The sequence below is a fragment of the Paracoccus sp. SJTW-4 genome (genome assembly GCF_047716885.1).
Lineage (GTDB): Bacteria > Pseudomonadota > Alphaproteobacteria > Rhodobacterales > Rhodobacteraceae > Paracoccus > Paracoccus solventivorans.
The window spans coordinates 419,330-439,618 of the sequence record NZ_CP136681.1 but is presented as its reverse complement, the minus strand read 5'-3'; the positions used below and the strand labels follow the sequence as shown (position 1 = coordinate 439,618).

The window sequence follows — 20,289 nt, the reverse complement described above, 5'->3', positions numbered from 1 at the left end:
GCGGGCGGCTAGATTGCGATTCGATCCGGGACGACAGGCAGCCCGGAACGATGCGAACGAAAGGAAAATCACGATGCTTCGCAGGTTTCGCAATTCCGCTGCGGTGATGGTGGCGATGACGGCGCTGGCCGCGCCGCTGGCCGCGCAGACCACCCAGCCCGCCCCCGAAACGCCGCCGGCAACCGCGCCGGCGACCCAAGCCGCGGCGCTGCCGCAGGCGCTGACCGATCTGGGCATCACCGATGCCCGCGTGACCAAAGGTCGGCGTGGCCAGCAGGTGCAGGGCACGCTGCCCGGCGGCCCGGCGTTCCGCGCCATGCTGGACAGCCAGGGCACGCTGCGGATGATCCGCGCCGAATCCGCGCCGCTGCCCGCCGCCATCGTCGAGCGGCTGGTGCCACAGCCGGTCCGCGACCAGGCGATCCTGAATGAATTCGCGCAGATTCAAGGGATTGGCCGCGGCGACCAAGGCGTGATGGTGTTCGGCACCGATGCGCAGGGGCAGGGGATCCGCGCCGGCTTCGGCAATGACGGCACGCTGCACCGCTTTGGCCGCGGCGAGACCGATTTCGGCCCCCGCGGGATCAAGGGCAAGGACCGCGGCGCCCATGACCACGGCATGGGCTGGCGCGGCAAGGATGGCCGCGACGACCGCGACCTGCGGCAGATGCAACGGTTCCACCGCGGCGACGACGCCCGCCGCGCGCCGCAGGCGGCGCCGGCCGCGCTGGATGACGCAGGCGTGCAACGGCTGCTGCAGGATGCCGGCTATACCCAGCCCGGCACCGTCACCCGCGACGGCCCGCGCATCGAGGTCGAGGCCGTGAACCCCGAGGGCGAGCCGGTCACCGTGACCATCAATGCCCGCGGCGTTATCGTGCGCGAACTGGCGCGCTGAACCTGACACCGCGCGGCCGTCCTTGGGCGGCCGCTGCGGGCTCAGCCTTCCAGCGCCGGGATCAGGTCCGAGAGGTCGTATCCGGCGCGGGCCGCGGCCTGCATGATCTCGGCCGCCGGCCGCCGCCCGGCCTGGCCGAGCGCCCAGGCGATGGTCGAGCGCGTCCCCGAGCGGCAATAGGCCAGCACCTTTCCCTGGGCGCCGTCGAGGATCTCGCGCAGCGCCCGGACCTGTTCCGGGCCGAGTTGCCCGGGCAGGATCGGCAGATAATGGAAATCAAGCCCGGCCGCGGCCGCCAGCTCGGCCATCCGGGCGCTTTGATGCGAGGGCCCGACCTCGGAATCCGGCCGGTTGGCGACCACCGCGGTAAATCCCGCCTCGGCCAGCCGGCGCATATCCTCGGGCTCGATCTGGGGCGCGACGGAAAGATCTGGGGTGAGCTGGCGTAGGTCCATGGTTCGTCCTGTATCTTCGAGGTCGAAGCATGGTGAGTGGCCAACGCCGGGTGTCAAGCAGCGGCTGCGCACGTCTGCTTGAATTACATAATACGGATTATTGTTATTCACGATGCCCTGCGGGGAGGGTGTGTGTCGAACGGAGGTATTGGACGGTTGAAGTCCCTTTCTTGACGGCTCAAACCCTCCTTGATCAGTGGACGCGCAATCCTTCGCGGCGAAGCGCCGTATTAAACCTAGCATTTACAGCTGGTTCCCTATGAGCTTGCCGGTGATTGCTGATGCGGGCCTTCGGCGTCGCCCTCCTCGGCGGATATGCCAGGCGCGGCTCCGGCGCGTCGCGGCTCCAGGTTGGGCTGTAGTCCACCACTTGACCCGCCCCTCTCGCCGCGCGATCCCGGGCTGACCACGGCAAGCAGCAGGAACAGCCATGCCCAAAGCCTACTGGATCGGCCATGTGACCGTCGACGATCCTGCCGCCTATCAGGCGTATCGCGCCGCCAATGCCGAGGCGTTCGCGAAATACGGGGGGCGGTTCCTGGTCCGCGGCGGCGGGCAGGAGGTGGTCGAGGGGGCGCTGCGGCCGCGGGCGGTGGTGATCGAGTTCCCCTCGTACCAGGCGGCGTGGGACTGTTACCACAGCCCCGAATACCAGGCGGCGCTGGCCATCCGCGCGCCGGTCTCGATCGCCGATCTGGCCATTGTCGCCGGATGGGACGAGGGCTGAGCGGGCCCCTTCCCCGGGGTTTCCGAGGGGCGCGCCCGGCAGCGGCCGCGGGCGCCGCCCGACCGGGCGACAGCGTTGCTATTGTTTAACTTGAAACCGCAAAAGACCTGTGCGGATACTCCGGCCATGTTTCGCAGATTGTTGCCTCGACTACTGGGTGAGATTCCCGCCGGAGCCGCGCTCTCGCACGACGATGCCGAAGTCGCGGTGGCGGCGCTGCTGGTGCGGCTGGCCCGCGCCGACAACCGCTATGGCGAGCCCGAGCGGCAGCGGATCGACGTGCTGCTGTCGCTGCGCCAGCGGCTTGCCCCCGACGAGATCGCCGATCGCCGCGCCGCCGCCGAGATGGTCGAGGCCGAGGTCCCCGATACCGAGCGCCTGACCGCCGCCATCCGCGAGCGGATCCCGCGCGAGCAATGCGCGGGAATCGTCGCGGCGCTGTGGGATCTGGCGCGCACCGACGGCCCGGAAACCCTGTGGGAAACCGCGGCGGTGGACCGCATCGCCCAGCTGCTGGGCATCAGCGAGGCCGACAGCGCCCGCGTGCGCGAAGGCGTGGCGCTGGCCACCGACCCGGACAGCTGAGCCGGGCCGCCGCCCCACCCCCGCGACCCCTTGCCTCTCTTGCCACGTCACCGTTGCAATCCGCCGCGGAATTGCGCCAGATGCCAGCCATGACCGCGCAACATTCACCTTCGCGGGCCGGCGCCCCTGCCCCAGGCCCTTCTGCCGCCGACGCGGACCCGCCGGTCATCGAGATTCGCGGCCTGCACAAGGCTTACGGCCAGCTCGAGGTGCTCAGGGGCGTCGACATGGCGGCGCCGCGCGGGCATGTGGTGACGCTGATCGGCTCCTCCGGCTCGGGGAAATCCACGCTGCTGCGCTGCTGCAACCTGCTGGAGATCGCGCAGGCCGGCGACATATGTATCGAGGGCGAGCCGATCCGCTGGACCAACAGCGGCCCCGACCGCCAGCCCGCCGACCGCGCGCAGGTGCGCCGGCTGCGCACCAACCTGGCGATGGTGTTCCAGCAGTTCAACCTGTGGTCGCACCTGACCATCCTGCAGAACGTGATGGAGGCGCCGCTGACCGTGCTGGGCCAGCCGCAGGCGCAGGTGGAATCGCGCGCCCGCGCCCTGCTGGCCAAGGTCGGCATCGGCGACAAGGCCGACGCCTGGCCCGCGCAGCTGTCGGGTGGCCAGCAGCAGCGCGCCGCCATCGCGCGCGCCCTGTGCATGGAGCCGCGGGCGCTGCTGTTCGATGAGCCGACCAGCGCGCTCGACCCCGAATTGCAGCAGGAAGTCGTCAAGGTCATCAAGGACCTGGCGGCCGAGCACCGCACCATGATCCTGGTCACCCACGACATGCGGCTGGCGGCCGAGGTCAGCGACCGCGTGGTGTTCCTGCACCAGGGACGGATCGAGGAAGAAGGCCCGCCCGACCAGATTTTCCGCGCTCCCCGGACCGACCGGCTGCGCCAATTCCTCAGCGCGACCATGGCCGCCTGAGACAACCAACCGACAGGAGACACCCAGATGAAGAACCTGCTGATCGCCGCTGCGGCCCTGGCGCTGAGCGCGGGCGCGACGCTTGCCGAGCCGCTGCGGATGGGGACCGAGGGCGCCTACCCTCCCTACAATTTCGTCAACGAAAAGGGCGAGGTCGACGGGTTCGAGATCGAGCTGGGCAACGAGCTGTGCAAGCGCATCGGCGCCGAATGCACCTGGGTGCGCAACGACTGGGATTCGATCATCCCCAACCTGGTCAACTCGAACTACGACACGATCATGGCCGGGATGAACATCACCGACGAGCGCAAGAAATCCATCGCGTTTTCCGATGAATATACGCCGCCGCCGCCCTCGGCCTATCTGGCGCTGACCCCCGACGCCGACATCTCCGGGGTGGTGGCCGCACAGACCAGCACCATCCAGGCCAGCTATGTCGCCGAATCCGGCGCCACGCTGATCGAGTTCGCCACCGGCGAGGAAGCCATCGCCGCCGTGCGCAACGGCGAGGCCGAGGCGGTGTTCGCCGACCGCGACTTCCTGGTGCCGTTCGAGCGCGATTCGGACGATCTGGTCTGGGTCGAGGGGCAGGACCGCGTGGTCGTCGGCGAAGGGCTGGGCATCGGGATGCGCCAGTCCGACACCGAGCTGAAGGCCCGCTTCGACAAGGCCATCGCCGAGATGAAAGCCGACGGCTCGCTGGACGCGCTGATCACCAAGTGGCTGGGCGACGAATCCATGACCTTTGCTGCCCAGGCCGAGGCGAAGGCCGAGGCCGGGAACTGATCGGAACCCACGGGGCCGCCGGTGACGGCGGCCCCGAACGCCCCCGCCCGCGATGTTCGCCTATTGCGCCGATCCCAGGACCCTCGAGGGTCTCGCCTGGCTGAGCTGCTATCTCAGCTCGGGCACGCATCTGCTGTTCTATGCCTCTTTCGGGACGGTGCTGCTGCTGCTGGCGCTGACCGCGCCGGTGTCGCTGGCGCTGGGGTTCCTGGGGGCGCTGGCGGCGCGGTCGGGGTTTGCGCCGCTGCGCTGGTTGGGCAAAACCTATGCCGCGGTGGTGCGCGGCGTGCCGGACGTGATCTTTTTCCTGTTCGTGCCCATCGCGCTGGACCAGGGGATCGAGTGGCTGCGTTCGCGGGTCTACTGCGACCCGTCGGTGCCGGTGCGGCAGGGCAACGAATTCGTGGTCTGCGCCGCCGCCAAGATGCCGCTGGGGACGGCGCCGGGCTGGGTGCATGACGCCTATGGCATCGGGCTGGCGGTGGTGGCGTTCTCGATCGTGTTCGGCGCCTTTGCCACCAATGTGCTTTACGGGGCGATGCAGGCGGTGCCACGTGCGCAGCTGGAAACCGCCGAGGCCTACGGCATGACCCCGCGCCAGATCGACCGCCGGATCCTGATCCCGCAGATGTGGAGCTATGCGCTGCCCGGGCTGTCGAACCTGTGGATGATCCTGATCAAGGCCACGCCGCTGCTGTTCCTGCTGGGGGTCGAGGACATCGTCTACTGGGCGCGCGAGCTGGGCGGCACCAAGACCACCACCTATGCCTATCCGCACGGCGACTGGCGGGTGTGGTATTTCCTGGCGCTGCTGGTGTTCTACCTGCTGATGACCTGGGTGTCGCAGCGGGCGATCGACCGGCTGTCCGCGCGCCTGTCGCGCGGTCAGGCCACGCTGGCCGGCGAGGCGATGCGCAAGGCGGGGGTGGCCGCATGAGCGCCGCCGCCGAATGCCTTCAGACCATCGCCGACTATGGGCTGCGCTCGATCGGGATCGGCGAGCGGCTGCTGCCGCGCAGCGACTTCACCCTGTGCCAGCAGGTGACGCTGATCGGCTCGGGGATGATCTGGAACCTGTATTTCGGGGTGCTGGCGCTGGCGGCGGGCTTTGTGCTGGCCAACGGGCTGGCGCTGGCCAAGGCCAGCCCGCGCCGCTGGCTGCGCCGCCCGGCCGAGGGCTTCATCTTCGTCTTTCGCGGCAGCCCGCTGTTCATCCAGTTCTTCCTGGCCTATTCGGCGCTGGTGCTGCTACCGCGCGAGGGGCTGTCGATCCTTGGCCTGACCCTGCCCACCGGCTGGATGGCGCGGGCTTGGGCCGGGGCGCTGCTGGTGCTGACGCTGAACACCGCCGCCTATTCGGCCGAGATCTTCCACGGCGCGCTGCGCAATGTCCCCAAGGGCGATCTCGAGGCCGCCGACGCCTTTGGCCTGACCGGCTGGGCGCGGTTCCGCCGCATCGTCTGGCCGACGATGATGCGGCTGGCATGGCCCGCCTATACCAACGAGGCGATCTTTCTGTTCCACGCCACCACGCTGGTGTTCTTTTCCGGCTTTCCCGCGTTTCGGCAGGAGGGCGACAGCCTGTATTACGCCAGCTACCTGGCCGACAAGACCTTCAACCCCTTTGTCGCCTATCCGATCGCGGCGGGGTATTTCATCCTTCTGACCCTGTGCCTGATCTGGCTGTTCGGGGTCGTCAACCAGCGGCTGAACCGGCATCTGCCCGGGCAGGCACGGCGCCTGCGCTATCGGCCGAACATCATCAGGTGAACCATGGACTGGCTGCACGAGCACCCCGAGGTCAAGACCATCCGCGTCGCGGCGGTCGATCTGAACGGCGTTGCCCGCGGCAAGCGGATGCCGGTGCGCTTTGCCGAGCGGCTGCTGCGCGAGGGCACCAAGTTCCCCTATTCCGTGCTGAGCATGGACATCTGGGGCGAGGATATCGAGGACAGCCCGCTGGTGTTCAAGGCGGGCGACCCCGACGGGCTGCTGCTGCCGACCGAGCGCGGCTTCCTGCCAATGCCGTGGCTGGACGCGCCTACCGCGCTGCTGCCGATCTGGATGTTCCACCCCGACGGGCGCCCCTATGACGGCGACCCGCGCCAGGCGCTGGCCCGCGTGGTCGAACGCTACAAGGCCGCCGGGCTGACCCCGGTGGTGGCGACCGAGCTGGAGTTCTTCCTGATCGACGACAGCAAGTTCGGGGAATTGCAGGTGCCGCCCTCGCCCCGGTCCGGCAAGCGCCGCACCGGCGCCGAAACCCTGTCGCTGCGGGCGCTGGACGCGTTCGACCAGTATTTCACCCGGCTTTACGACGCCTGCGAGGCGATGGACATCCCCGCCGACACCGCCATCAAGGAGGCCGCGCCGGGGCAGTTCGAGATCAACATGATGCACCAGCCCGACCCGTTGAAGGCCGCGGACGACGCCTGGCTGTTCAAGCTGCTGGTCAAGGGGGTGGCGCGGCAGTTCGGCTTTGCCGGGTCCTTCATGGCCAAGCCCTATGAAGGTTTCGCCGGCAACGGGATGCACATGCATTTCTCGATCCTCGACACGCAAGGGCGCAACATCTTCGACGACGGGACCGAGGGCGGTTCAGACATGCTGCGCCATGCGGTGGCGGGCTGCCTGCGGGCGATGCCGGGCTCGACGCTGCTGTTTGCGCCGCATGAGAACAGCTATGACCGGCTGGTGCCCAACGCCCACGCCCCCACCGGCATCGGCTGGGCGTACGAGAACCGCACCTCGGCGATCCGCATCCCGGCCTCCGCCCCCGCGGCGCGGCGGATCGAGCATCGCACCCCCGGCGGCGACGTGAACCCCTATCTGACGCTGGCGGCGATCCTGGGCGCGGCGCTGAACGGGATCGAGGACCGGCTGGACTGCCCTGCCCCGATCACCGGCAACGCCTATGACCACGATCTGGAACAGCTGCCCGGCAGCTGGGCGGCCGCCATCGACGCGTTCGAGACCTGCCCCGAGATCAAGCGCATCTTCCCGCAGCACCTGATCGAGAATCTGCTGATGACCAAGCGGCAGGAACTGCACTACATGGCGGAACTGTCGGACGACGAAACCGTCGAGCTGTATCTGGATACGGTCTAGGCGGCGTCCCGCGCCGCCAACGAGGCCACGAGCTCGTCCAGCACAAGCGCGGCCTCGTCGGGGTCGTAGTCGGTGCGGTAGCGCTTGCGCACCCCGTGGTCGGACAGCAGATGGTATTCCGAGGGCTCGACCCCGTGCCGGGCCAGGCAATTGCGCACGCAGGCCAGCGCGCAGCCGTCGATCGCCACGATGCGGCGCCCGGATTTCGCCACCCGCACCAGCTTGGGCACGTCGCCCCCGACCCCGGCGATGCAGGACATCTCGGCCAACCCGCGCCGGTCCAGTGACACCGCCAGATAATTCGCCATCTGCGCGGCGCTGGAACAGCCGGAACAGGAATAGACAAGCGGAAGCTGCGCGCGCGCGGACATGACGGCCCTCGGAGGATTCGGGTGGCTTGGGTGCGGGACGCAGCATAGCCCCCGGCGCGCGGCGGCCCGAAGGCGCGAATTGTCGCAGCCCCGGCGCGCCGGCCGGGGCCGGAAAGAAAAAGCCCTGCTACCGTGTTTCAGAAACAGTAGCAGGGCAATGATGGTGGGCGATAACGGATTTGAACCGCTGACATCTTCGATGTGAACGAAGCGCTCTACCGCTGAGCTAATCGCCCGGTGGAGGGGGTGATAACGCCCCTTCTCGCCGACGGCAAGCCCCAAGTTGGGGTGCCGGAAAGCTTCATTCCGCCGCGTCGCGTTGGGCCTCGGCCGCCCCCTTGCGACGCAGCCGCAGGATCAGCACCTCGCCACCCTTGGTGGTGCGCTGCCGGCTGACCCGCGCCTTGCCGAACGGCGGCAGGGCCAGGGTCTCGCCCTCGGCGATGGCACTGCCCAGCTGCTCGAGCGTGGCCTCGACGACCTCGCGGATCTGGGCGCGCGGGACGTTGACCTGATGGGCCACCCGGGTCAGGAACTCGCGCTTGTGCAGGATCCGGGCCGGGATCGGGTCTGCGCTGGGGGCGGGCGCCGGTCGCGGAAAGCGCGCCACCTTCTTGTCATCGGACATGGTTGAAACCTGTTATGGCTGCTCAGGCCCGCGCAGGGTTATCCGTCCCACCGCCGTATGCAACCCTTCTATGTCCTCAGAAAAGTTATGGCAGACATTTGATAACAATGGAATTTTATTACCCTGCCGTTGGGCAGAGGGCATTTTTCCCATGCATAGCACGGTTCTGCGCGCCTGGACGCAAGCATACAAGCTGACAACCATACCGCGGAAAACAGATCGCGCGCCCGGACAGGCGCGCGATCACATTATCGTCAACCCGCTGTAGCGGCGGGTTTTCCCGGCCGTTTCAGTGCGCGACCGGCCCTGAGGAGGACGGCCCCGGCACCGCCTCGGCCCGCAGCGCGGCCAGGCGCTTGGCCTCGGCCACCTCCCAGGCGGCCTCGTCCCATTCCATCGGCTCGGGCATCCGGACCAGCGCGTGGCGCAGCACCTCGCGCACGTTCGAGACGGGGATGATGGTCAGCCCCTCTTTCACGTTGGCCGGGATCTCGGCCAGGTCCTTCTCGTTTTCCTGCGGGATAAGCACGGTCTTGATACCGCCCCGCAGCGCCGCGAGCAGTTTTTCCTTCAGCCCGCCGATGGCCAGCGCGTTGCCGCGCAGCGTGACCTCGCCGGTCATGGCGATGTCCTTGCGCACCGGGATCCCGGTCATCACGCTGACGACCGAGGTCACCATCGCCAGACCCGCCGACGGCCCGTCCTTGGGGGTCGCGCCCTCGGGGACGTGGACGTGGATGTCGCGCTTGGCGAATTCCGGCGGGCTGATGCCCAGCTCCGGCGCCACCGAGCGGACAAAGCTGGAGGCGGCGTCGATGGATTCCTTCATCACCTCGCCCAGTTTCCCGGTCGTCTTCATCACGCCCTTGCCGGGCAGTTTCAGCGCCTCGATCTGCAGCAGGTCGCCGCCGACGCTGGTCCAGGCCAGCCCGGTGACCACGCCCACCTGGTCCTCTTTCTCGGCCAGGCCATAGCGATGGCGGCGCACGCCCAGGTATTCCTCGGCCTTGTCCGGGGTGACCTCGACCGAGGTGACCTTGCCCTTGAGGATCTCGGTCACCGCCTTGCGCGCCAGCTTGGCGATCTCGCGCTCGAGATTCCGCACCCCCGCTTCCCGCGTGTAATAGCGGATCACGTGGGTCAGCGCCTCGTCAGTCACGCTGAACTCGCCCTTTTTCAGCCCGTTCGCCTTGATCTGCTTGGGCAGCAGGTGCTGGCGGGCGATCTCGCGCTTTTCGTCCTCGGTGTAACCGGCCAGGCTGATGATCTCCATCCGGTCCAAGAGCGGGCCCGGCATGTTGTAGCTGTTGGCCGTGGTCAGGAACATCACGTTCGACAGGTCGTATTCCACTTCGAGATAGTGGTCCACGAAGGTCGAGTTCTGTTCCGGGTCCAGCACCTCAAGCATGGCCGACGCCGGGTCGCCGCGGAAATCCTGCCCCATCTTGTCGATTTCATCGAGCAGGATCAGCGGGTTGGTGGTCTTGGCCTTTTTCAGCGCCTGGATGATCTTGCCGGGCATACTGCCGATATAGGTCCGGCGGTGGCCGCGGATCTCGGATTCGTCGCGCACCCCGCCCAGCGAAATGCGGATGAACTCGCGCCCGGTGGCCCGCGCCACCGACCGCCCCAGCGAGGTCTTGCCCACGCCCGGAGGCCCGACGAGGCACAGGATCGGCCCCTTGAGCTTGTCCGAGCGGGTCTGCACCGCCAGGTATTCGACGATGCGTTCCTTGACCTTTTCCAGACCGTAGTGATCGGCGTCCAGCACCTTTTCGGCGGCGGTCAGGTCGCGCTTGGTGCGCGATTTCACGCCCCAGGGCAGCGACAGCAGCCAGTCCAGATAGTTGCGGCTGACCGTGGCCTCGGCCGACATCGGCGACATCGACTTGAGCTTCTTCAGCTCGGACAGCGCCTTTTCGCGAGCCTCCTTGCTGAACTTGGTCTTTTCGATCCGCTCTTCCAGCTCGGCCAGCTCGTTCTGGCCCTCGTCGTCGTCGCCCAGCTCGCGCTGGATCGCCTTCATCTGTTCGTTCAGGTAGTATTCGCGCTGCGTCTTCTCCATCTGCGACTTGACGCGCGACTTGATCTTCTTCTCGACCTGCAGGACCGACATTTCGCCCTGCATGAGGCCATAGACCTTTTCCAGCCGCTCGGCGACGTCCAGAGTCTCCAGCAGCTCCTGCTTGCGGTCGACGTCGATGCCCAGATGGCCGGACACCAGATCGGCCAGCCGGTGCGGGTCGCGGGTGCCGGCGACCGAGGTCACCGCTTCCTCGGGGATGTTCTTGCGGATCTTGACGTAGCGCTCGAACTCTTCGGCGACGGTGCGCACCAGCGCGGTGATCGCGTCGGCGTCGCCCTCGGTCTCGGCCAGTTTTTCGGCCGTGGCCTCGAAATATTCGGCATTCTCGACAAAGCCGGTGATGCGGACACGCGCCTGCCCCTCGACCAGCACCTTGACGGTGCCGTCCGGCAGCTTGAGCAGTTGCAGCACGTTGGCCAGCACCCCGGTGGTAAAGATGCCGTCGGTGTCGGGCTCGTCGATGGACGCGTCCTTCTGCGCGGCCAGCAGGATCGGCCGGTCGGCTTCCATCACCGCTTCAAGCGCGCGGACGGATTTCTCGCGGCCGACGAAAAGCGGCACGATCATGTGGGGGAAGACCACGATGTCGCGAAGCGGCAGCACCGGATAGGTGGTGTGGGTCGTGTCGTTCATAATCGTCCTTTCATGCCCGGACCGGCGGGCCCCCAGGGAACGGGCAGCGCGCCGGTCCTGCTTGAGGACAATCTAGGAACGCGAGGCCGGGGCTGCAATGGGATAAGGCGGCCTGGGCGGCGAGGCCGGACCGGGGCGCTGCCGCGGCCTTGTTCGCAGAAAACGGTCCGCCGGACTGTGTTCCGGGCGCTCGCAAGCCCCGGGATATTCACAAGGAAGAAGGGCGCGGGCAGAGGAAGCGAGCCGGATCACCGCGGAAGCACGATTTCCGCCTTGAGCCCGCCCAGCCGGGCGCTGTCGCCCAGCCGCAGCTCGCCGCCATGGGCGCGGGCGATGTCGGCGGCGATGGCCAGCCCCAGCCCCGCCCCCTGCCCCTGGTTGCGGCTGCGCGCCGAATCGAGCCGCACGAAGGGGCGCAGCGCCTCCTCGCGCCGTTCGGGCGGGATGCCGGGACCGTCGTCCTCGACCGTCACCGCAAAGCTGCGCGGGGTCAGCCGGGCGGCGATCTCGACCCTCGTGCCATGGCGCACGGCATTGGCGATCAGGTTCTCGATGGCGCGGCGCAGCGCCTGCACGCGGACCACCAGCTGCCCGCCCCCGGCGCCGGCCTGGAAATCGGCCAGCCGCACGAGATGGCCGCCGCGCTGCGCATCGGCGACGATCTCGTCCAGGAACTCGCGCGCCTCGACGGCTTCGGGGGCGCCGTCCTGCGCCTCGGCGCGGGCGTGGTCCAGAAACGCGTCGATCATCGCCCCCATCTCGGCCACGTCGCGCTCCATCGCCGCGATCTCGTCGGGGTCCGGGGGCAGGTCGGGCGACAGCATCGACAGCCCCAGCCGCAGCCTTGTCAGCGGCGTGCGCAGGTCGTGGCTGATCCCGGTCAGCATCAGCTTGCGCTGTTCGTTCTGCCGCTCGATCCGCGCGCGCATCTCGACAAAGGCGCGGCCGGCGCTGCGCACCTCGATGGCGCCGGCGGGGCGATAGGGGGTGACCTCGCCGCGCCCGTAGGCTTCGGCCGCCAGCGCCAGCCGCCGGATCGGGCGCAGCTGGTTGCGCAGGAATACCGTCGCGATCGCCGTCATCAGCAGCGAGGTTCCCAGCATCAGCACCAGCAGCTGATGCGGGTTCGAGGCGGTCAACCGCCGCCGCGGCAGTTCCAGCACGAAGGGGCGTTCGCCGCCGACCAGCACCCGCACCTGCCGCACCTGCCACAGGTCGACCGCAACCACCTGCGGCAGCTGCCGGTGCATTTCCGAGATCACCACCCGCCCCGAGAAATCATAGGACTGCCGCCCCTCGGTCACCGGCGCGGCCGGGGGCAGTTCCAGCGTCAGCCCCAGCGGCGCGGCAATGGCGGCGCCGGCGCTGCTTGCCGCGGCGTCGTCGGGGGCGGCCTGCACGCGTTCCGCCACCAGCGCGATTTCCGCCGCGGCCGATTCGACCATCTGCCGCGTCACCCCCTCGAAATGGCGCTGCAGGAACATCACCGTCACCACCAGCGTGACCGCGACCACCGGCAGGAACAGGATCAGCGCCGCCCGCCCGTAAAGCCCGCGAGGAAAGAACCGCTTCAGCCAGCCGAAATCCATGCGCCCTCCCCTGCCCGGCTGCCGCTTGCACCGGCCCGCGCGCCGGTCCAGCCTAGTGCGATGAGTGACGCAGCGAAAGTGCGGGTCGTGCTGGCCCCGAATCCCTCGGCCATGACCGGCCCCGGCACCAACAGCTTCCTGATCGGGGAACGCGAGGTCGCGGTGATCGACCCCGGCCCCGACGACCCCGCCCATATCGACGCGATTCTCGAGCTGGCCGAGGGACGGATCTCGCATATCCTGGTCACTCACGCGCATCTGGACCACAGCGCCGGGGTGGCGCGGCTGGCGCAGGCGACGCGGGCGCCGGTGTTCGCCTTCGGCGCCGCCGATTCGGGGCGCTCGCCCACCATGGCGCGGCTGGCGGCCACCGGACTGACCGGGGGCGAGGGCGTCGATGCCGGGTTCCGCCCCGACATCGAGCTGCGCCACGGCGAAGAGCTGCGCTCCTCCGACTGGACGCTGCAGGCGCTGCACACACCGGGCCACATGGGCGGGCATCTGAGCTTCCGCCTGGGCGACGCGATCTTCTGCGGCGATCTGGTGATGGGGTGGAGCACCTCGCTGATTTCCCCGCCCGAGGGCGATCTGGTGGATTATTTCCGCTCGCTCGACCTGCTGGCGCGGCTGGCGCCGCGGGTGCTCTACTCCGCACACGGCGACCCGATCACCGCCCCCCTGCCCCGGCTGGAGGAACTGGCCGCCCACCGCCGCCTGCGCTCGGCCCAGATTCTGGCCGCGCTGGACGCCGGCCCCGGCACCGCCGCCGAGCTGGCCGCCCGCATCTACACCATCCCCGCGCATCTGATGCCCGCAGCCGAGCGCAACGTGCTGGCGCATCTGCTGGCCCTGGCCGACCTGGGCGCGGTCGCCGGCAACGGGCCGGTGCGGGCCGATCTGCGCTGGCAGCGGGCGGGCGGATGACCTTGTCGCCCACCGATGCAAAAATCTGCCCGCCCCCTCTGGACGCCCCTGAATCCGGGTGCTAAATGCCCCCTCGTGTTCCGGCGTAGCTCAGCGGTAGAGCAGTTGACTGTTAATCAATTGGTCGTAGGTTCGATCCCTACCGCCGGAGCCAAAACCTATCCAAGACATTGATAGATTTGGTATAATTCAGGTTCCGTCCTGAATGCCATACCAAGGTGCCATACACGACGCGCCTGAGTGAAAACCCGTGTTCCGCCAAATCGGAGCACCCATGGGTGTAGCGTGCCATCGAAATTTGCAGAGTCTGCCTCCAATATTTGCAGCACGATGGTTTTGACGCCGCGCTGTTGAACGCCGCTTGAATGGTTCGTTCAAGCGCCGGGTGGGCATCAGCTGCTCAGTCGCATAGCTAGCCCAACTGTCCGTCGATCCAGTCGATGCGGGCAGTTACCCAATCGAGTAGTCGTAGGCGGTGATCGCCGCGCTCGGCCAGCTTCATGTCGTAGCCCGATGAAATCGACTATCGAAAGATATCCTGTTGCATCGGATGGCGCGGATATGGGCTGCGGCGTGCCCATATCCGCGAGATAAGGGGCGGCAATTCGGGGGCCGTTGCGGCACCCGCGCCCAGTCAGCCGGCCAGCAGCGCGGCGTTGCCGCCGGCGGCGGTGGTGTCCACGCACAGGTGGCGCTCATGCGCGACATGGGCCAGGTCGGGCATCGCGGTCACCAGCTGCACGATCTCGCCCTCGCGCGCGGCCAGCGCCCCTGCATAGGCGCGGCCCTGCCCCTCGTCGCCCCACCACAGCACGGCAGAGAGCTGCGGCAGCCGGGTCAGCGCCTCGGGCGGCAGGTCGCCGTCGGCGCCGACGGCCTGCCCGCCAAGCGCCTCGACCGCCGCCACCTGCGCGGCCACGGCCTCGGCCCCCGGACCAAGGCAGAGCACCGGCGGACGGCTATGCGCGGTCAGGCGGTTCAGCTCTCCGGTCGGGCCGGGCATCAGCCGTTCGTCGATCTTCCGCGGCGCGGCCGCGGCCAGCGCCGCGCGCAGCCGCGCCTCGTCGGCCTGCCCCTGCCAGCGTCCGGCCGGGACCGAGGGCGTGGCGGGGGCAAGGAAGCGCGGCACATAGCGCGGCCCGCCGGCCTTGGGGCCGGTGCCCGACAACCCCTCGCCGCCGAAGGGCTGGCTGCCCACCACCGCGCCGATCTGGTTGCGGTTGACGTAGATATTGCCGACGCGGATCGCGTCCGAGACCTCTTGCACGCGGCTATCGATGCGGGTGTGCAGCCCGAAGGTCAGGCCGAAGCCGCGGGCGTTGATGTCGGCGATCACCTGCTCCAGCTGGTCGCCCCGGAAGGTGGCGACATGCAGCACCGGGCCGAAGATCTCGCGGTCCAGGTCATCGATGCCCGACACTTTCAGCAGCGTCGGCGGGATGAACCAGCCCTGCGCGGGCACCGCCAGCCGGTGCAGCAGGCGATTGGCGTTGGCGGCGACATAGTCGGCGATCTCGCCCTGCGCGCCGGGGTCGATCACCGGGCCGACATCGGTGGCCAGGTGCCACGGGTCGCCCACGCGCAGCTCGTCCATCGCGCCCCGGATCATCTCGATCAGATGCGGCGCGATATCCTCCTGCACGTAAAGGCAGCGCAGCGCCGAACAGCGCTGCCCGGCCGAGCGGAAGGCCGAGTTCACGATGTCGCGCACCGCCTGTTCCGGCAGGGCGGTGGAATCGACGATCATCGCATTGAGCCCGCCGGTTTCCGCGATCAGCGGCGTGCCGGGCGCAAGGTTTCCGGCCATGGTCTGCGTGATGGTCTGTGCGGTCGCGGTCGAGCCGGTGAAGACCAGCCCCGCCACCCGCGGGTCCGAGCTCAGCGCCGTGCCGACCACGCGGCCGGCCCCGGGCAGCAGCTGCAGCGCGGCTTTCGGCACCCCGGCCTGGCGCAGCAGCCCCACGGCATAGGCGGCGACGACCGGCGTATGCTCGGCCGGCTTGGCGATGACGGCATTGCCCGCCATCAGCGCCGCCGCGATCTGGCCGGTGAAGATCGCCAGCGGGAAGTTCCACGGGCTGATCGCGCCGATGATGCCGCGCGGCGTGCCGGGATGGGCCTCGCCCTCGGCGGCGTAATAGCGCAGGAAATCCACCGCCTCGCGCAGTTCCGCCACCGCGTCGGGCAGCGCCTTGCCCCCTTCTCGCGCGAGGATGCCGAAGATCGGGCCGTAATGCTCTTCGTAAAGATCGGCGGCGCGGCGCAGCACCGCGGCCCGTTCCGACGCGGGCGCGTCCCAGATGCGCGCGTCATCGATGGCGCGGGCGGTGGTCTCGGCATCGACCATCAGCACCTGCGCGATGCTGTCGCCGGTGGCCGGGTTGAACACATCCTGCATCTTGCCGGTGGGCGCCGAGACGGTCAGCGGCATCGCATCCGGGATCGCCCCCTCGCGGGCGGCATCGATCCTTGCCAGCGTCTGTTCATCGCTGAGGTCGAAGCCGGTCGAGTTCCTGCGCGTGTCCCCGAACAGCGCCGCGGGCGCCAGCAGCGCGCGCGGCGGCCGCGCGGTCTCCAGCGCCTCGAACGGGTCGCGGGCGACCTCCTCGGGGGTGATGGCTTCGTCCACGATCTGGTTCACGAAGCTGCTGTTCGCCCCGTTTTCCAGCAGCCGCCGCACCAGATAGGCCAGCAGGTCGCGATGCGCACCGACCGGCGCATAGATGCGGCAGCGGCTGCCGTGGTCGCGCAGCACGATGTCATGCAGCCGTTCGCCCATGCCGTGCAGGCGCTGGAACTCATAGCGGATGCCGCCCGCCATCTTGAGGATCGCGGCGACGGTATGGGCATTGTGGGTGGCGAATTGCGGATAGATGCGGTCGGCATAGCCGATCAGCTTGCGGGCGTTGGCGATATAGCTGACATCGGTCGCCGCCTTGGTGGTGAACAGCGGAAAGCCCGGGAACCCCTCGACCTGGGCGCGCTTGATCTCGGTGTCCCAATAGGCGCCCTTGACCAGCCGCACCATGATGCGGCGGTCCAGACGCTCGGCCAGCGCGTGCAGCCAGTCGATGGTCTGGCCCGCGCGCTTGCCGTAAGCTTGCACGACGACGCCGAACCCGTCCCAACCGGCCAGCGAGGGGTCGGACAGCACCGCCTCGATCACCTTCAGCGAGATCACCAGCCGGTCCTGTTCCTCGGCGTCGATGTTCATGCCCATGCCGGCGGCCTTGGCCTGCCGCGCCAGCTTCAGCACCACCGGCACCAGCTCGGCCATGACGCGGGCTTCCTGCGCCACCTCGTAGCGCGGATGCAGCGCCGAAAGCTTGATCGAGATGCCGGGGTTTTCCTCGACCGAGCCCCTGGTGCAGGCTTTCGCGATCGCCGCGATGGCGTCGGAATAGGCGCGATCGTAGCGGGCCGCGTCGGCCCCGGTCATCGCCGCCTCGCCCAGCATGTCGTAGCTGTAGGTGAAGCCCTGCGCCTCGCGTTTGGCCGCGCGTTCCAGCGCCCCTTCGATGGTCTGGCCCAGCACGAACTGCCGGCCCATCTCCTTCATGGCGCGGCCGACGGCGGTGCGGATCACCGGCTCGCCCAGACGGCGTACCGCGCGGCGCAGCGTCCCCGCGATGCCGGCCTGATCGTCGTCCAGCACCTTGCCGGTCAGCATCAGGGCCCAGGTCGAGGCGTTGACCAGCGAAGACGACGCCTCGCCCAGATGCCGGCCCCAGTCCGAGGGCGCGATCTTGTCCTCGATCAGCGCGTCGATGGTCATGCGGTCGGGCACGCGCAGCATCGCCTCGGCCAGGCACATCAGCGCCACGCCCTCGCGGGTGGAAAGCCCGTATTCGGCCAGGAAATGCTCCATCATCGTCGGCCGTGCCTCGGCGCGGATACGGCGGACAAGCTCGGCGGCGCGGGCCGAGATGGCGCGGCGCTGGCCGGGGTCAAGCTGCGCCTGCGCGGCCAGCGAGGCCAGCACTTCCGCCTCGTCGGCGAATTTCGCCTGGGTGGTGAACGCCTCGAGGGTGGTCGCGGGGTTGACAGCGCTCATGCCGGTCTCCTTATTCGATGGGACGGGTTTATCAGATTTTGCCTGGGCGTTTCGCCCAAAGATGCCCGTACAGACAGTCCAAGCGAACAAAATCGGGGTCTTTGGCAGCATGAGCGTGACACTGGATGCACAGGACCGCAAAATCCTTGCCGCCCTGACCCGGAACGCGCGAATCCCGATTGCCGAGCTGGCGCGGCAGGTCGGGCTGTCCAAGACCCCGGTCGCCGCAAGGATCCGGCATCTGGAAGAGATCGGCCTGATCACCGGCTACCGCGCCATCCTGTCGCCGCTGAAGCTGGGGCTGACCCACGTGACCTATGTCGAGGTCAGCATGCACGACACCCGCGAACAGGCGCTGCAACAGTTCAACGCCGCCGTCCGGGCGATCCCCGAGGTCGAGGAATGCTACATGATCGCCGGCGGCTGCGACTATCTGATCAAGGTCCGCTCACGCGACATGGCCGACTTCCGCCGCATCCTGGCCGAGAAGATCTCGGTCCTGCCCCATATCAGCAACACCTCGAGCCACGTCTCGATGGAAGCGGTGGTCGAGCAGAACTTTCCTCTGGATTGAGGGGGTTGGCGGGGGTGATCTAGTGAGGGTTTTCTCAGTTGTCCTCCGGCTTGATTGCGATCGCCGAAGCTGATGAGGGCAGGCAGGGCGCAATACCTTTGATTCATCGAAGATTTTCCGGCGACTTCAAGGAACGCTCCCCCGGCAAGGTTAGCCCAGGCAGGAAGCACCGCCTCGCCCCTGTCGCGTCTCCATTCGGAGCGGAACGATGCCGGAACCGGCGAAGCCGGAGCACAGAACATGTTCTGATAGCCCATTGAAAACCATGATTTTTCACACCTCGCTTCGCCGAAGGCGAAGGGATGAAAAGACGGCGGACCTTCAAGGACCGATTTCGCACCGGCGGCCGGTCGCCGAAGGAAGGAAGGTCCCAGCAAACCCTTTTGACACGTAAAGAAAAAGGCCCCGCGAGGGGACCTGTTTTCGGGTTTGCAACGTGCAAGTGGCGGAGCGAGAGGGATTCGAACCCTCGAGACGGTTCCCCGCCTACACACTTTCCAGGCGTGCGCCTTCGACCACTCGGCCACCGCTCCGTGGGATGGCGTGTAGCGCGGGGGCGCGGCCGCTGCAAGTCAGAGCTTCGAGATCCGCGCCTGAAGTTCGGCGAGCTGGCGGCGGATCTCCTCGGCCTCGGAGGAGGTCGGCGCGGCGGCGTCCCGGGGGGGCGCGGCGGGGGGGGGCTTGCGGGGGGCGCGGGCGGGGCCGGCGGGTTCGGCGGCGGGCTTGCGGGGGGCAGAGGCGGCGGGTTCGGCGTCGTCGGAATCGTCGGGGGCCGGGCCGCTGCTGCCGGTCCAGCCGCCCATCATCGCGCGCAGGAACATCTGCTGCTGGCGCTGCATTTCCGAAAACCCGGGCATCGAGGCCATCGGGTGCTGCAAAGCGGAAAGCTGTTCCAGCATCTGCGACTGGCCGTTGCGCAGCATCTCGAAACTCGCCTCGAGGAACTGCGGCACCACCGATTGCGCCTGCGCGGTGTAGCTGCGCACCAGATCGGTCAGCAGGTCCACCGGCAGCACGTTCTCGCCCCGGCTTTCGTGCTCGGCGATGATCTGCAGCAGATATTGCCGGGTCAGGTCGTCGCCCGAGCGCAGGTCGACGATGCGGACCTCGCGGCCCTCGCGGATCACCCGGGCGATCTCGTCCAGGGTGATGTAGTCGCTGGTCTCGGTGTTGTAGAGCCGGCGGCTGGCGTAGCGCTTGATCAGCAGCGGCTCGGCCGGGGCGGGTGCGGGGGCCGTGGCGGGTTCGGGGGACATGGTCGCTTCGCTCTGTTGCATTTGCAGCAATGATGCGGCCCCGACCCCGCGATTGCAAAAGAAAAAACGCGCGCCGGCAAAGGGCGCGCGTTCCGATGGCAGGGACCGCGTGGCGCGGCCCCGGCGTGGCCGGTGCTCAGACCTTGGGGGCCTTGCTGGCGGCGGCGCCGGCGGCGTCCTGCACCTGGCGGGCGGCTTTCTGCACGTTGTCGCTGGCGGCCTGCGCCATGCGCTGCGCGTCGGCCTGAACGTCCTTGCTGGCGTTCAGCAGCAGATCGACGGTGTCCATCTGCACTTTCTTGGCGACTTCGGCATAGGCGGCCATGTGCTCGGCGGCCAGCTCGGCCGCGGCCGAGGCAAAGTCGGACATCGCCTTGGCATAGTCCGAGGGCTGCTCTTTCGAGGTGGTCAGCTCGCCCATGCGCGACAGCGTGTCCTTGGCCCAGGCGGCCGAGATCTCGGTCGAACGCTCGGCCGCCTGCAGGGCGACGCGGGTCATCCGCTCGCTCAGCGCGGACTGCGAGCGGAAGGCTTCGGTCAGCGACGAGGTGTCGACGGGGAAGTTGGCCAGCATGTCCTGGAACGGCTTGGTGAAATCGGGGGTCTTCGCCATGAGTATCTCCTGCGGGTCAGTGGCGCGGATTCGGCGCGGGTTGATGCCCATAAGAATAGATGCTGCACCGCAGCATTGC

General features: G+C 68.3%; 18 protein-coding genes and 3 tRNA genes. 11 read left to right on the top strand and 10 right to left on the bottom strand.

Features of this window, described 5'->3' with window-relative positions; genetic code table 11:
• Positions 1-73: 73 nt before the first annotated feature.
• A complete protein-coding gene (locus RSP45_RS02185) occupies positions 74-898 on the top strand; it encodes a hypothetical protein (protein WP_415393056.1) in 825 nt (274 codons plus the stop codon).
• Positions 899-939: 41 nt separating this feature from the next.
• On the opposite strand, the gene RSP45_RS02180 is transcribed toward RSP45_RS02185, so the two are convergent.
• Positions 940-1,353, bottom strand: coding sequence for a TIGR01244 family sulfur transferase (locus tag RSP45_RS02180; protein ID WP_415393055.1), 414 nt, complete (start codon positions 1,351-1,353; stop codon positions 940-942).
• Positions 1,354-1,783: 430 nt separating this feature from the next.
• On the opposite strand from RSP45_RS02180, the gene RSP45_RS02175 reads away from it, so the two are divergent.
• The 7 genes from RSP45_RS02175 to RSP45_RS02145 all read left to right on the top strand — a co-directional run bounded on the left by RSP45_RS02175 (position 1,784) and on the right by RSP45_RS02145 (position 7,482).
• A complete protein-coding gene (locus tag RSP45_RS02175) occupies positions 1,784-2,080 on the top strand; it encodes a DUF1330 domain-containing protein (RefSeq protein ID WP_415393054.1) in 297 nt (98 codons plus the stop codon).
• A gap of 126 nt (positions 2,081-2,206) precedes the next feature.
• A complete protein-coding gene (locus RSP45_RS02170; RefSeq protein WP_073065895.1) occupies positions 2,207-2,665 on the top strand; it encodes a TerB family tellurite resistance protein in 459 nt (152 codons plus the stop codon).
• Between the two features lie 89 nt (positions 2,666-2,754).
• A complete protein-coding gene (locus RSP45_RS02165; protein WP_415393053.1) occupies positions 2,755-3,588 on the top strand; it encodes an ABC transporter ATP-binding protein in 834 nt (277 codons plus the stop codon).
• 27 nt (positions 3,589-3,615) lie between these two features.
• A complete protein-coding gene (locus tag RSP45_RS02160) occupies positions 3,616-4,374 on the top strand; it encodes a transporter substrate-binding domain-containing protein (RefSeq protein WP_415393052.1) in 759 nt (252 codons plus the stop codon).
• A 52-nt stretch (positions 4,375-4,426) separates the two neighbouring features.
• Complete coding sequence (locus RSP45_RS02155; protein WP_415393051.1) at positions 4,427-5,311, top strand: ABC transporter permease; 885 nt, start codon at positions 4,427-4,429, stop codon at positions 5,309-5,311.
• The gene (locus tag RSP45_RS02150) at positions 5,308-6,144 is read left to right on the top strand and encodes an ABC transporter permease (protein ID WP_415393050.1); all 837 of its coding nucleotides are present in this window, start codon (positions 5,308-5,310) and stop codon (positions 6,142-6,144) included. Before RSP45_RS02155 ends, RSP45_RS02150 begins: the two co-directional genes overlap by 4 nt.
• Positions 6,145-6,147: 3 nt before the next feature.
• Positions 6,148-7,482: a glutamine synthetase family protein gene (locus RSP45_RS02145; RefSeq protein ID WP_415393049.1), complete on the top strand. Its 1,335-nt coding sequence runs from the start codon at positions 6,148-6,150 to the stop codon at positions 7,480-7,482.
• Here RSP45_RS02145 and RSP45_RS02140 read toward each other — a convergent pair.
• From RSP45_RS02140 to RSP45_RS02120, 5 genes are all read right to left on the bottom strand, one after another.
• Complete coding sequence (locus tag RSP45_RS02140) at positions 7,479-7,853, bottom strand: putative zinc-binding protein (protein ID WP_415393048.1); 375 nt, start codon at positions 7,851-7,853, stop codon at positions 7,479-7,481. The two genes, RSP45_RS02145 and RSP45_RS02140, sit on opposite strands and share 4 nt — an antisense overlap.
• A 161-nt stretch (positions 7,854-8,014) precedes the next feature.
• Positions 8,015-8,089: transfer RNA gene (locus RSP45_RS02135), tRNA-Val, on the bottom strand.
• Positions 8,090-8,154: 65 nt separating this feature from the next.
• Complete coding sequence (locus tag RSP45_RS02130; protein WP_415393047.1) at positions 8,155-8,481, bottom strand: HU family DNA-binding protein; 327 nt, start codon at positions 8,479-8,481, stop codon at positions 8,155-8,157.
• A 289-nt stretch (positions 8,482-8,770) separates the two neighbouring features.
• A complete protein-coding gene (lon, locus tag RSP45_RS02125) occupies positions 8,771-11,200 on the bottom strand; it encodes an endopeptidase La (protein WP_415393046.1) in 2,430 nt (809 codons plus the stop codon).
• Between the two features lie 248 nt (positions 11,201-11,448).
• Positions 11,449-12,789 (bottom strand): ATP-binding protein, encoded by a 1,341-nt coding sequence (locus RSP45_RS02120; RefSeq protein WP_415393045.1) that lies wholly within the window; start codon positions 12,787-12,789, stop codon positions 11,449-11,451.
• 60 nt (positions 12,790-12,849) lie between these two features.
• Between RSP45_RS02120 and RSP45_RS02115 the strand changes: the two genes are divergently transcribed.
• Both RSP45_RS02115 and RSP45_RS02110 read left to right on the top strand, forming a co-directional pair.
• On the top strand, positions 12,850-13,713 hold the full coding sequence (locus tag RSP45_RS02115; RefSeq protein WP_415393044.1) for an MBL fold metallo-hydrolase: 864 nt from the start codon (positions 12,850-12,852) through the stop codon (positions 13,711-13,713).
• A 79-nt stretch (positions 13,714-13,792) separates the two neighbouring features.
• Positions 13,793-13,867: transfer RNA gene (locus RSP45_RS02110), tRNA-Asn, on the top strand.
• 480 nt (positions 13,868-14,347) lie between these two features.
• Here RSP45_RS02110 and putA read toward each other — a convergent pair.
• A complete protein-coding gene (gene putA, locus RSP45_RS02105; RefSeq protein WP_415393043.1) occupies positions 14,348-17,767 on the bottom strand; it encodes a bifunctional proline dehydrogenase/L-glutamate gamma-semialdehyde dehydrogenase PutA in 3,420 nt (1,139 codons plus the stop codon).
• A 109-nt stretch (positions 17,768-17,876) separates the two neighbouring features.
• On the opposite strand from putA, the gene RSP45_RS02100 reads away from it, so the two are divergent.
• Positions 17,877-18,341 carry an Lrp/AsnC family transcriptional regulator gene (locus RSP45_RS02100; protein ID WP_415393042.1) on the top strand — a complete coding sequence of 155 codons (465 nt, stop codon included), beginning with the start codon at positions 17,877-17,879 and terminating at the stop codon, positions 18,339-18,341.
• Between the two features lie 443 nt (positions 18,342-18,784).
• On the opposite strand, the gene RSP45_RS02095 is transcribed toward RSP45_RS02100, so the two are convergent.
• From RSP45_RS02095 to RSP45_RS02085, 3 genes are all read right to left on the bottom strand, one after another.
• Positions 18,785-18,874: transfer RNA gene (locus RSP45_RS02095), tRNA-Ser, on the bottom strand.
• A gap of 39 nt (positions 18,875-18,913) precedes the next feature.
• The gene (phaR, locus tag RSP45_RS02090) at positions 18,914-19,597 is read right to left on the bottom strand and encodes a polyhydroxyalkanoate synthesis repressor PhaR (protein ID WP_415393041.1); all 684 of its coding nucleotides are present in this window, start codon (positions 19,595-19,597) and stop codon (positions 18,914-18,916) included.
• Positions 19,598-19,733: 136 nt separating this feature from the next.
• Complete coding sequence (locus RSP45_RS02085) at positions 19,734-20,210, bottom strand: Phasin (protein WP_073066180.1); 477 nt, start codon at positions 20,208-20,210, stop codon at positions 19,734-19,736.
• Positions 20,211-20,289: the final 79 nt, after the last annotated feature.

Excerpts from the sequence above, each read along its gene's own strand:
- RSP45_RS02130 (WP_415393047.1), bottom strand. The coding sequence starts at position 8,481 with ATGTCCGATGACAAGAAGGTGGCGCGCTTTCCGCGACCGGCGCCCGCC.
- RSP45_RS02175 (WP_415393054.1), top strand. The coding sequence starts at position 1,784 with ATGCCCAAAGCCTACTGGATCGGCCATGTGACCGTCGACGATCCTGCC.
- RSP45_RS02160 (WP_415393052.1), top strand. The coding sequence starts at position 3,616 with ATGAAGAACCTGCTGATCGCCGCTGCGGCCCTGGCGCTGAGCGCGGGC.
- RSP45_RS02145 (WP_415393049.1), top strand. The coding sequence starts at position 6,148 with ATGGACTGGCTGCACGAGCACCCCGAGGTCAAGACCATCCGCGTCGCG.
- RSP45_RS02155 (WP_415393051.1), top strand. The coding sequence starts at position 4,427 with ATGTTCGCCTATTGCGCCGATCCCAGGACCCTCGAGGGTCTCGCCTGG.
- phaR (WP_415393041.1), bottom strand. The coding sequence starts at position 19,597 with ATGTCCCCCGAACCCGCCACGGCCCCCGCACCCGCCCCGGCCGAGCCG.
- RSP45_RS02085 (WP_073066180.1), bottom strand. The coding sequence starts at position 20,210 with ATGGCGAAGACCCCCGATTTCACCAAGCCGTTCCAGGACATGCTGGCC.
- RSP45_RS02100 (WP_415393042.1), top strand. The coding sequence starts at position 17,877 with ATGAGCGTGACACTGGATGCACAGGACCGCAAAATCCTTGCCGCCCTG.
- lon (WP_415393046.1), bottom strand. The coding sequence starts at position 11,200 with ATGAACGACACGACCCACACCACCTATCCGGTGCTGCCGCTTCGCGAC.
- RSP45_RS02140 (WP_415393048.1), bottom strand. The coding sequence starts at position 7,853 with ATGTCCGCGCGCGCGCAGCTTCCGCTTGTCTATTCCTGTTCCGGCTGT.
- RSP45_RS02185 (WP_415393056.1), top strand. The coding sequence starts at position 74 with ATGCTTCGCAGGTTTCGCAATTCCGCTGCGGTGATGGTGGCGATGACG.
- RSP45_RS02150 (WP_415393050.1), top strand. The coding sequence starts at position 5,308 with ATGAGCGCCGCCGCCGAATGCCTTCAGACCATCGCCGACTATGGGCTG.
- RSP45_RS02115 (WP_415393044.1), top strand. The coding sequence starts at position 12,850 with ATGAGTGACGCAGCGAAAGTGCGGGTCGTGCTGGCCCCGAATCCCTCG.
- putA (WP_415393043.1), bottom strand. The coding sequence starts at position 17,767 with ATGAGCGCTGTCAACCCCGCGACCACCCTCGAGGCGTTCACCACCCAG.
- RSP45_RS02180 (WP_415393055.1), bottom strand. The coding sequence starts at position 1,353 with ATGGACCTACGCCAGCTCACCCCAGATCTTTCCGTCGCGCCCCAGATC.
- RSP45_RS02170 (WP_073065895.1), top strand. The coding sequence starts at position 2,207 with ATGTTTCGCAGATTGTTGCCTCGACTACTGGGTGAGATTCCCGCCGGA.
- RSP45_RS02165 (WP_415393053.1), top strand. The coding sequence starts at position 2,755 with ATGACCGCGCAACATTCACCTTCGCGGGCCGGCGCCCCTGCCCCAGGC.
- RSP45_RS02120 (WP_415393045.1), bottom strand. The coding sequence starts at position 12,789 with ATGGATTTCGGCTGGCTGAAGCGGTTCTTTCCTCGCGGGCTTTACGGG.